We start from the raw sequence: 10,807 nt of genomic DNA, 5'->3' as shown, positions 1-10,807 counted from the left end.
CCCTGGCCCCCCGCCGCCCCACAGCAACCCGCAGCCCAGCACGGACTGGGAGCTGGTGTGGCAGGACGAGTTCGACGGCACGGAGGGCACGCCGCCCTCACCCGAGCGGTGGGTGCATGACGTGGGAGGACACGGCTGGGGCAACGAGCAGCTGGAGTTCAACACCGACCGCACGGAGAACGCCGCGCATGACGGCGCCGGCAACCTGGTCATCACCGCGCGCCGCGAGCGCTACAGCGGCCGGGACTACACCTCCGCGCGCATCCGGACGCAGGGCCGCTACGAGCCCACGTATGGCCGCATCGAGGCGCGCATCCAGCTGCCCGTGGGCCGCGGCATCTGGCCCGCCTTCTGGATGCTGGGCGCGGACATCGGCACCGTCGGTTGGCCGGAGTGCGGCGAAATCGACATCATGGAGTACCGGGGCCAGCTGCCGTCCATCCTCCGGGGCTCGCTGCACGGGCCGGGGTACTCCGGTGGCGACAACATCGGCCAGGACTACGTCGTCAGCGGCGCCCGGCTGAACGAGGACTTCCACGTCTACGCGGTGGAGTGGGAGCCCAACCGCATCCGCTGGTTCCTGGACGGCACTGCCTTCTTCGAGGCGACGCCCGCCCAGCTCCCCGAGGGCGCCCGCTGGGTGTTCGACCATCCGCACTTCATCATCCTCAACGTCGCCGTGGGCGGCACCTTCGTGGGCCCGGTGGGCCGGGACACGGTGTTCCCCCAGGAGATGAAGGTGGACTACGTCCGCGTCTACGCGAGGCCCACGTGAGGGCCGCGCTCTGGGCGCTGACACTCCTGCTGGTGGCCTGCAAGGTGGAGCCCCGCCCGCGGCCGCCCGGAGTGCTGTTCGTCTCCGTGGAGCAACAGAGCGCCTGGGTGCGCAACTTCAACCCGCTGTTCGCGGGCGCCGGCTCGCGCTGGCCCACGCGCGCGGGCGTCTACGAGTGCCTTGAAATCTTCAGCCCCGCGGTGGGCCAGTGGACGCCCTGGCTGGCCACCGGCCACGCGTGGTCCGAGGACCGCCTCACCCTGCGCTTCACCCTGCGCTCCGGCGTGCGCTGGTCGGACGGAAAGCCCTTCACCGCGGACGACGTGGCCTTCACCTTCCAACTGCTGAAGCAGCACGCGGCGCTGGACGCGGGCGGCGTGTGGCGCTTCGTGGAGGACGTGCGCGCGGAGGACGCGCACACGGTGGCCTTCCAGTTCTCCCGCGTCTACATCCCCGGCTTCGCGGAGCTGGCGCAGCAGCCCATCGTCCCCCGGCACGTCTGGGAGACGGTGGCGGACCCGGTGACGTTCACCAACCCGCGGCCGGTGGCCACCGGGCCCTTCACCGAAGTCACGGTCTTCCGCAACCAGGTCTACGAGCTGGGCCGCAACCCGCACTACTGGCAGCCCGGCAAGCCCGCGGTCTCCGCGCTGCGCTTCCTGGCCTTCCCCACCAATGACCAGGCCAACCTGGCGCTGGTGGAGGGGGAGGTGGACTGGGCGGGCAACTTCGTCCCCGCCGTGGACCGCACCTTCATCGCCAGGGACCCTGAGCACCACGGCCGCTGGTTCCCGCTCTACGGCAGCACCGTCTTCCTCTACCCCAACACCACCCTGCCGCCGCTGGACGACGTGCGCGTGCGCAAGGCGCTGAGCATGGCGTTGGACCGCGAGCGGCTGGTGGAGATCGCCATGTACGGCTACACGCGGCCGGCGGACGCCACCGCGCTCAACGACGCGTACACCGCGTGGCGCGACGCGGACGCGGCCCAGGGCGCTTGGGTGAAGCACGACCTGGCGGCGGCGAAGCGGCTCCTGGACGAGGCGGGCTTGAAGGAAGGCCCGGACGGGCTGCGGCGCAAGACGGACGGCCAGCCCCTGTCGCTGGACATCGAGGTGGTGGGCGGCTGGTCCGACTGGGTGCGCGCCGGCCAGGTGGTCGCGCGGGACTTGCGGAAGCTGGGCGTGCAGGCGCAGCTGCGCACCTACGAGTTCGGCGCGTGGTACGCGCGGCTCCAGAAGGGCGAGTTCCAGTTGGCCATCGCCTGGTCCCTGGACGGCCCCACGCCGTACACCTTCTACAAGTGGCAGCTGTCCCCGCGCACCGTCCGCCCGGTGGGCGAGGTGGCGGCGGCCAACTGGCACCGCTTCGGTGATGAGGAGGCGGACGCGCTGCTGACGCGCTTCGAGCGCGAGGACGCCGAGGACGCGCAGCACGCGCTGATGGCGGCGGTGCAGCGGCGCTACTCCGAGCTGGCGCCGTCCATTCCGCTCTTCCCCAACCCGTCCTGGGGCGAGTCCAACTCGCGGCGCTTCACCGGCTTTCCCACCGAGCAGAACCCCTACGCGCGCCTGTCCCCCCATGCCGAGCCCGACAGCCTGCTGGTGCTGACGACGCTCGCCCCGAGGGAGCCCTGAGCACCATGGCCTACGTCCTGCGGAGGTTGGGCTTCTACCTGCTGGCGGCCTGGGCGTCGCTGACGCTCAACTTCGTCATCCCCCGGCTGGCGCCTGGCGATCCGGCGTCCGCCATGTTCGCGCGCTTCGAGGGCCGCGTGCAGCCCGAGGCCATGGTGGCGCTGCGCGCCGCCTTCGGCTTCACGGAGGCGCCCTGGTACGTGCAGTACGCCACGTACCTGAAGCACCTGCTGCGCGGTGATTTGGGCCTGTCCTACGCGTACTACCCGGCGCGCGTGTCCGAGGTGATTGGCACCGGCCTCTTGTGGACGCTGGGGCTGGCCGGGTGCGCCGTCGTCATCAGCTTCACGGTGGGCTCCATGCTGGGCGTGCTGGCGGCGTGGAACCGCGGCGGGTGGCTGGACGCGACGGTGGCGCCGGCGCTCGCCTTCCTGGGGGCCTTCCCCTACTTCTGGCTGGCCATGCTGGCCCTGTACCTCTTCGGGTTCGGGCTGGGCTGGTTCCCGCTGCGGCACGCGTACTCCCATGACCTGGAGCCGGCGCTGTCCTTCACCTTCGCGGCGGACGTGGCGCGGCACGCCTTCCTGCCCGCGGCCTCCATCGTCGGGGCCACGCTGGGCGGGTGGATGCTGAGCATGCGCAACACCATGGTGGCCACGCTGGGCACGGACACGCTGCGGCTGGCGCACGCGAAGGGGCTGCCACCCCGGCAGGTGATGCTGCGCTACGCCGCGCGCAACGCGCTGCTGCCCAACGTCACCGGCTTCGGCATGGCGCTGGGCTTCGTGCTGAGCGGCTCGCTGCTGACGGAGATTGTCTTCTCATACCCGGGCACCGGCTACCTGCTCATCCTGGCCGTGCGCAACCAGGACTACCCGCTGATGCAGGGGCTCTTCCTGACCATCACCTTCGCCGTGCTCGCCGCGAACTTCGCCGTGGACCTGCTGTGTCTGTGGCTGGACCCGAGGACCCGCGCCCATGGGTGACTTGCTTCGACGGTTGCTGCGCCAGCGCAAGGCGGCGGTGGGCGGGAGCATCCTGCTGGGCTTCATCGTGCTCGCGCTCGTCGGGCCCTGGCTGGTGATGGACCCCACGGACCTGGTGGGCCGTCCCCACCAGCCGCCCTCCTCCGCGCACTGGTTCGGCACGACGGGCCAGGGGCAGGACGTGCTGGCGCAGACGGTGGTGGGCGCGCGCGAGACGCTGGCCATCGGCTTCGCGGTGGGCGCGCTCGTCACGCTCATGGGCGCGCTCATCGGCGTGACGTCCGGGTACCTGGGCCGCCGCGTGGATGACGTGCTGACGCTCACCACCAACGTGTTCCTGGTCATCCCCGGCCTGCCGCTGGCCATCGTCCTGGGCGCCTACCTGCCCTCCGGCCCGTTCCGCATGGTGGTGGTGCTGTCGCTGGCCGGCTGGGCCTGGAACGCGCGCGTCTTCCGCGCCGAGGCCATGGCGCTGCGCAACCGGGACTTCGTCTCCGCCGCCTTCGTCGCGGGGGAGAGCCGCGCGCGCATCGTCGTCCGAGAGCTGCTGCCCAACATGGCGTCGCTCCTGGGCTCGTCCTTCATCGGCAACACGCTGTACGCGGTGGGCGCGCAGGTGGGCCTGGAGTTCCTCGGCCTGGGCGACGTGGGCGCGGTGACGTGGGGCACCAACCTCTACTGGGCCGGCAACGACGCGGCGCTGCTCACGCGCTCCTGGTGGGTCTTCGTGCCCACCGGCGTGTGCATCGCGCTGGTCGGCTTCTCCCTGACGCTGCTCAGCTCCGCCATCGACGAGGTGACCAACCCGGCCCTGAAGGCGCCGCCGGTGGCGACCACCGCCGTGCGCTCGACGCAGTCCTCCTCGGCGGACGCGGCGCCGCCGTCCGGCGCCCTGCTGAGCCTCCGCGACGTGTGCATCGAGTACGCCACGGAGCGTGGGCCCTCGCGGGTGGTGGACTCGGTGTCCTTCGACATCGCGCCCGGTGAGGTGTTCGGCCTGGCGGGGGAGTCCGGCAGCGGCAAGTCCACGCTGGGCTACGCGCTGCTGCGCCTGCTGCCCCCCGCCGCCAGCATCCCCCAGGGCCGCATCCTCCTGGATGGCACGGACGTCACCGCGCTGGATGAGACCGCGCTGCGCGCGTACCGCTGGAGCCAGGTGTCCATGGTCTTCCAGAGCGCGATGAGCGCGCTCAACCCGGTGCTCACGCTGGGGGACCAGTTCCACGACACGCTCGCGGCCCACGGACGGACCACCCGCGCCGCGGCCCACGCCCGCGCCCGGGAGCTGCTGACCATGGTGGGGCTGGCGCCGCAGTTGGTGGACGCGTGGCCGCACCAGCTCTCCGGTGGCATGCGGCAGCGCGTGGGCATCGCCCTGGCGCTGGCCCTGGAGCCGAAGCTGGTGGTGATGGACGAGCCCACCACCGCGCTGGACGTCGTGGTGCAGAAGGAGCTGCTCCAGCGGGTGCTGGAGCTGAAGCAGCGGCTGGGCTTCGCGGTGCTCTTCATCACGCACGATTTGCCGCTGCTGCTCGCGCTGTCGAACCGCGTGGGCATCCTCCAGGGCGGCAAGCTGGTGGAGGTGGACACCGCCGAGCGCCTGCGCACGGACGCGCGCCACCCGTACACGCGCCTGCTGCTGTCGTCATTCCCTCACCTGAGCGCGGCGGACGCGCAGGTGCCCGCGGACGTGGCGCTGGCGGCCTCGGAGCGCACGACGGCCCCGGCCACCGCGCAGGGAGGTGGACGATGAGCGCCCCGCTGCTGGAGGCCTCGGAGCTGCTGCGCACGGTGCCCGTGGGCGGCTTCCTCTCCCGTTCACGCCGCACCCTGCTCAACCGCGTGTCCTTCACCCTGGAGCGCGGCGAAATCGTCGCGCTGGTGGGCGAGTCCGGCAGCGGCAAGTCCACCCTGGCCCGGGTGCTGGCGCGGCTGGACACGCCGGACGCCGGGAGCCTGCGGCTGGGCGGCGAGGACGTGCTCACCGTGGAGCGCGGCGGCGCGTCGCTCGCGTACCGGGGCCGCGTGCAGATGGTCTTCCAGGACCCCTTCGCCTCGCTCAACCCCGTCCACACCGTGGCCCACCACCTGGAGCGCCCCCTGCTGCGCCACCGCCGGGCCACGCGCGCCAGCCTCAAGGACCGCGTCCACGCCCTGCTGGAGTCCGTGGGCCTGACGCCCGCGGAGCAGCTCGCTCAGCGCTACCCGCATGAGCTGTCCGGAGGCCAGCGGCAACGCGTGGCCGTGGCGCGCGCGCTGGCCGTGGAGCCGGACGTCATCATCGCGGACGAGCCCACCTCCATGCTGGACGTGTCCACGCGCCGGGGCGTGCTCCAGCTGCTGCGCGGCCTGACGCGCGAGCGCGGCATCGGCATCCTCTTCATCACCCACGACCTGGCCAGCGCGCGTCACCTGGCCGACCGCGTCCTGGTGCTGTACGCGGGCAGCGTCGTGGAGTCCGGCAAGACGTCGGACGTGCTCGCCGCGCCCCGGCACCCGTACACCCGGCTGCTCCTGTCCGCCGTGCCGGATGGCGCGGACTTCCTCGACACGCCGCTGCCGGTGCGGCCCGCCACGGGCCCCATGCCGGTGTTCGGCTGCCCCTTCGCGCCCCGCTGTCCCCATGCGGACGCGCGCTGCCACAGCACCCTTCCCCCTTCTCACGTCCAGGCCGCGGACCACACGGTCCGCTGCCACCTCGAATCCTCGAAAGGAGCCTCCGACAATGCGGCAGTTCCCCAATGACTTCCTGTGGGGTGTGGCCACCTCCGCCTTCCAGATTGAGGGCGCCACCAGCGCCGACGGCCGCGGTGAGTCCATCTGGGACCGCTTCGCCGCCACCCCTGGAAAAATCAGCGACGGCTCGGACGGCAAGGTCGCGTGCGACCACTACCGCCGCTGGCGCGAAGACGTGGAACTGATGCGCTGGCTGGGCGTGAAGTCCTACCGCTTCTCCGTGGCCTGGCCCCGCGTGCTCCCCACCGGGCGCGGCGCCGTGAATGCCGCGGGCCTGGACTTCTATTCGCGGCTGGTGGACGGGCTGCTGGACGCGGGCATCGAGCCCTTCGTCACGCTCTACCATTGGGACTTGCCGCAGGCCCTTCAAGACCAGGGCGGCTGGCCGGCGCGTGACACCGCGAGCGCCTTCGTCGAGTACGCCGACGTGATGAGCCGCAAGCTGGGTGACCGCGTGAAGCGGTGGATTACCCACAACGAGCCCTGGTGCATCAGCGTGCTCGGCTACGGCAACGGCGAGCATGCCCCCGGCCACAAGAACTGGGGCGAGGTGCTGGCCACCGCGCACCACCTGCTGCTGTCCCACGGCCAGGCGGTGCCCGTCATCCGCGCCAACGTGAAGAACGCCGAGGTGGGCATCACCCTCAACCTGTCGCCCGCGGAGCCCGCGTCTCCCAGCCCCGAGGACGCGGAGGCGTGCCGCCGGCATGACGGCAGCTTCAACCGCTGGTTCCTGGATCCGCTTTACGGCCGCGGCTACCCGGAGGACGTGGTGGAGGACTACGTGAAGGACGGGCACCTCGCCTCGTCCACGCTGCCCTTCGTGCGCGACGGAGACCTGGCCGCCATCGCCGTCCCCACCGACTTCCTGGGCATCAACTACTACTCACGCGCCATCATGCGCAGCGACCGCATCCCGGAGTCGCGGAACGCGCCGCGCACCGTGCACCCCGAGCCCGAGCGCACGGACATGGACTGGGAGGTGTACGCCCCCGCCCTCACCCGGCTGCTCGTGCACCTGCACACCCACTACCGGCCCGGTCCCCTCTACATCACGGAGAACGGGTGCGCCTACGCCACCGGCCCCAGCGAGGACGGCAAGGTGCATGACGACAAGCGCGTGGCGTACCTGCGCTCGCACCTGGAGGCGTCACTGGAGGCCATCCGCCAGGGCGTGCCGCTGGCGGGCTACTTCGCGTGGTCGCTGATGGACAACTTCGAGTGGGCCTTCGGCTACCAGAAGCGCTTCGGCATGGTCTACGTGGACTACGACTCGCAGCGCCGCATCCCGAAGGACAGCGCTCACCTCTACAAGGCCCTGGTGGAGAAGAACGGGCTGGATGTGGAGCTCGCCGCGTGAACGCCCTCTTCCTCGTCACCAGCCTCGCGCTCACGCTGGGCCAGGTGCCGCCGCCCAGCGGGCCGGAGACCGCGGTCCCCCCCACGCAGACACCGACGGTGGCCGGGCCCCAACCCGCGGAGCCCTCCGCCACCGAGCCGGCCGCCGACAAGCCCGTGGTGCCCCAGACGCCCGCGCCTGCTTTGGACGCGCCGGTGGTGCGGGTGCCCCCCGTCACCGTCAACGCGGCGGCGCAGGCGGTCCGCGTCCACCAGGACGAGCGCGGCTTCAAGCTCCAGGTCAACGGCCGGGACTTCCCCATCCTCGGCATGAACTGGGGCTACACGCCCATTGGGGAGAACTACCGGTACTCGCTGTGGACGCAGCAGGAGGACTTCATCCGCGCGGTGCTGCACCGCGAGATGACGCTGCTGCGCGACATGGGCGTCAACGCCATCCGGCAGTTCGACGACATCCCGCCGCGGTGGGTGACGTACATCCACGAGAACTACGGCATCTACACCGTGGTGAACCCGCTCATGGGCCGCTACGGCACGAACGTGGACGGCGTCATGGTGCCGAACACGGACTACTCCAACCCGAACCACCGCCGCGCGCTGCTCACCGATTTGGCGCAGAAGGTGGAGAAGTACCGGGACGTGCCCGGCGTGCTGATGTGGATGCTGGGCAATGAGAACAACTACGGCCTGCACTGGACCAGCTTCGAAATCGAGGCGCTGCCCGGCCAGGAGGACACCGCCCGCGCGGAGCACCTCTATTCGCTGATGGGCGAGGCGGTGCGGACCATCAAGCAGCGCGACACGCTGCACCCCGTCTCCATCGCCAATGGCGACTTGCAGTACATCGACCTCATCGCACGGCTGATGCCCGAACTGGACATCCTGGGCTCCAACGTCTACCGCGGCCCCTCCGCCCGGGACTTGTTCGACGAGGTGCTGCGCAAGCTGAACAAGCCCGTCATGTTCACCGAGTTCGGCGCGGACGCCTACGACGCCAAGGCCGGCCGCGAGGACCACCTGGCGCAGGCCGAGTACCTGCGCAAGCAGTGGGAGGAAATCTACTCCCAGGCCTACGGGCAGGGCCGCGCGCAGAACGCCCTGGGCGGCTTCGTGTTCCAGTGGGTGGACGGCTGGTGGAAGTACAACCAGGAGGCCAACCTCTCCATCCACGACACCACCGCGTCCTGGCCCAACGGCGGCTACGAGTCCGACTTCGTGGCCGGCCAGAACAACATGAACGAGGAGTGGTTCGGCATCTGCGCGCTGGGCCCCGAGGACGAGGCCGGCATCGCGCGCCTCCAGCCGCGTACGGCGTACTACGTCCTCCAGGCGGCCTTCCGCATGGACCCGTACGCCCCCACCACCAACCCCGACACCATCCGCGAGCACTTCGCGTCCATCCGCCCCACGGAGCTGTCGCGAGGCTATGAGTCGTCCATCGCGCTGGCCCGGGCGGATGACCTCAGCGCGGTGCGCGTCTCCAACCTGCGCCTGATGATGGACAGCTCGCTGTCGCGCGGGAGCATCGCCACGGTGCGGCCCAACCAGGTGTCCGCGGACCACACCGAGTCCGTCTTCTTCGACCTGGCGCTCCAGCCGACCTCGGGCGTGTACGGGCGCGCCTCGTTCAACGTCGTGGGCAACGTGGCGCAGAACCGCCTCAACAACATCTTCTATGAGAACCGCGGCACGCCCCCCGCGCCCGCGACGGCCAACGGCGTGGGCCAGGCCCCCGTGCCCGGCGTGGGCAACCCGGCGGGACAGCAGCCGCTGGGCCTGGACCGGCTCGCGCTGTACCAGGCCGAGTTCAAGCTGGACCGCGCGGACTTCCAGTTGGAGGGCTTCTACCGCACCGCCCACTTCCACTGGGGCGAGGAAGGCGACTTCTTCGGCCTGTACCGCGAGGCGAACTACGGCCCCGCCCTGGACATCTACAAGGGCAACGCGCCCTTCGGCGTCGTCTTCACCGGGAAGAACCACCTGGAGGGCCTCAAGGTGGCGGTGGGCCCGGAGCTCTACTGGGGCGCCAACCCGTCCATCGTCGCCAAGTACCGGCGGAACGTGGGGCCGGTGACGCTGACGCTGATGCACCAGGAGGACATCGCCCGGGGCGCCACCCAGCTCACCGCCTCCGTCATCCGCGAGCGCGTGGCGCGCAGGTCGACGCTGTCGCTGGGCTGGACGAAGGGGCCCATGTCACTGGAGGTGGGCGGCATCCTCGCGGCCCCGCAGCGCGTGGGCGAGGAGTTCACCTGGTCACGCCCCACCGCCGGCCCTGGCTACCTCAACAGCGGCTACGAGGTGCTGCGGGACGAAATCCAGATGCTCGACACCCTGGGCGCCAAGGCCCGCCTCACGTATGACCTGGGCGCGGTGCGCACGTTCCTCCAGGGCTCCTACCGAGGCCTGGTGGCGGACGGCGGTCCGGAGCAGGGCATCCTGCTGACGGGCTGGAGCCTGCGCGAGAGCGGCCGTGGCAACCACTTCGGCGGACAGGCCGGCGCGGTGGTGCAGGTCGGCAGCTCGTTCCAGGTGTCGCCCAACCTGCTGTACCAGAAGCCCCTCATCGGGCCCAACCCGCGCATCGAGGACGCGTTCGACCCGGAGACGGGGCGGTACTTCGCCGGCGTGCGCCCGCGCAACGTGCTGGTGGATGCCTTCACCGTCCTGGACAACCGCGAGACGCTGGGCGCCGAGCTGCTCCTCACCTTCGACCCCACGCCCGGCACCTGGTTCTGGCAGTGGGACCGCGACATGCGCGAGGACGCGCCCTTCGCCGCGGGGCTGGACCTGGTGTACCGGCGACAGCCGACGTCGCGCGACGCGGGCATCGCCATCCTCGCGGACGGCAGCATGGTGGCCTTCGGCAACGCGCCGCCCGCCCGGGACGAATGGGAGGCCACGCTGCGGGTGGTGACCAACCCGATGCAGCGGCTGAGAATCTTCGGCGCCGCCTTCGCTGGCAGCAACCAGTCCTCCGGCGAGGACGACCGGCAGGTGCGGCGCTTTGGCGTGGATGCCTCCGTGTTGTGGGACACGCTGATGCTGACCACGCAGCTCCACTTCAACAACTGGGGCCCGTATGACTACCACCGCGTCTTCAACCTCACCTATCCCATCCAGCTCGGCGGAGACCTGTCCTACGGCCTCAAGCGCCCGGTGATGGGGACGGTGACGACGCGCTTCGGCCTGCGCGGCCTGGTGCGCATGCTGGACCAGTACTCGGAAGGGCTCAATGCGACGGCGCTCGACCAGGGGCTCGAGGGCCGCGAATTCGAGGTGGGCGCGTATGCCATCCTGTCTCTTTAACGGAG

At 70.9% G+C, this 10,807-nt stretch carries 7 protein-coding genes; all 7 read left to right on the top strand.

Annotated features, from left to right (window positions below; translation table 11 throughout):
- Positions 1–775 (top strand): glycoside hydrolase family 16 protein (locus tag G4D87_RS08590; RefSeq protein WP_163780784.1); only part of this gene is annotated, 775 nt, incomplete at its 5' end.
- A complete protein-coding gene (locus tag G4D87_RS08585; protein WP_163780782.1) occupies positions 772–2,412 on the top strand; it encodes an ABC transporter substrate-binding protein in 1,641 nt (546 codons plus the stop codon). The genes G4D87_RS08590 and G4D87_RS08585, both read left to right, overlap by 4 nt.
- A gap of 5 nt (positions 2,413–2,417) precedes the next feature.
- A complete protein-coding gene (locus G4D87_RS08580; RefSeq protein ID WP_163780780.1) occupies positions 2,418–3,398 on the top strand; it encodes an ABC transporter permease in 981 nt (326 codons plus the stop codon).
- Entirely contained in the window at positions 3,391–5,151 is a 1,761-nt protein-coding gene (locus G4D87_RS08575; RefSeq protein WP_163780778.1) for a dipeptide/oligopeptide/nickel ABC transporter permease/ATP-binding protein, read from the top strand. The genes G4D87_RS08580 and G4D87_RS08575 overlap by 8 nt, the downstream gene beginning before the upstream one ends.
- Positions 5,148–6,143 carry an ABC transporter ATP-binding protein gene (locus G4D87_RS08570; protein ID WP_163780776.1) on the top strand — a complete coding sequence of 332 codons (996 nt, stop codon included), beginning with the start codon at positions 5,148–5,150 and terminating at the stop codon, positions 6,141–6,143. Before G4D87_RS08575 ends, G4D87_RS08570 begins: the two co-directional genes overlap by 4 nt.
- The gene (locus G4D87_RS08565) at positions 6,124–7,494 is read left to right on the top strand and encodes a GH1 family beta-glucosidase (RefSeq protein ID WP_163780774.1); all 1,371 of its coding nucleotides are present in this window, start codon (positions 6,124–6,126) and stop codon (positions 7,492–7,494) included. Before G4D87_RS08570 ends, G4D87_RS08565 begins: the two co-directional genes overlap by 20 nt.
- A complete protein-coding gene (locus tag G4D87_RS08560) occupies positions 7,491–10,802 on the top strand; it encodes a glycoside hydrolase family 2 TIM barrel-domain containing protein (RefSeq protein WP_163780772.1) in 3,312 nt (1,103 codons plus the stop codon). The genes G4D87_RS08565 and G4D87_RS08560 overlap by 4 nt, the downstream gene beginning before the upstream one ends.
- Positions 10,803–10,807 lie beyond the last annotated feature (5 nt).

Origin of the sequence: Myxococcus vastator, assembly GCF_010894475.1 — a bacterium.
GTDB classification, from domain to species: Bacteria; Myxococcota; Myxococcia; order Myxococcales; family Myxococcaceae; genus Myxococcus; species Myxococcus vastator.
Note: the sequence above shows the minus strand (reverse complement) of the source record. Positions and strands in the feature narration are given on the sequence as shown.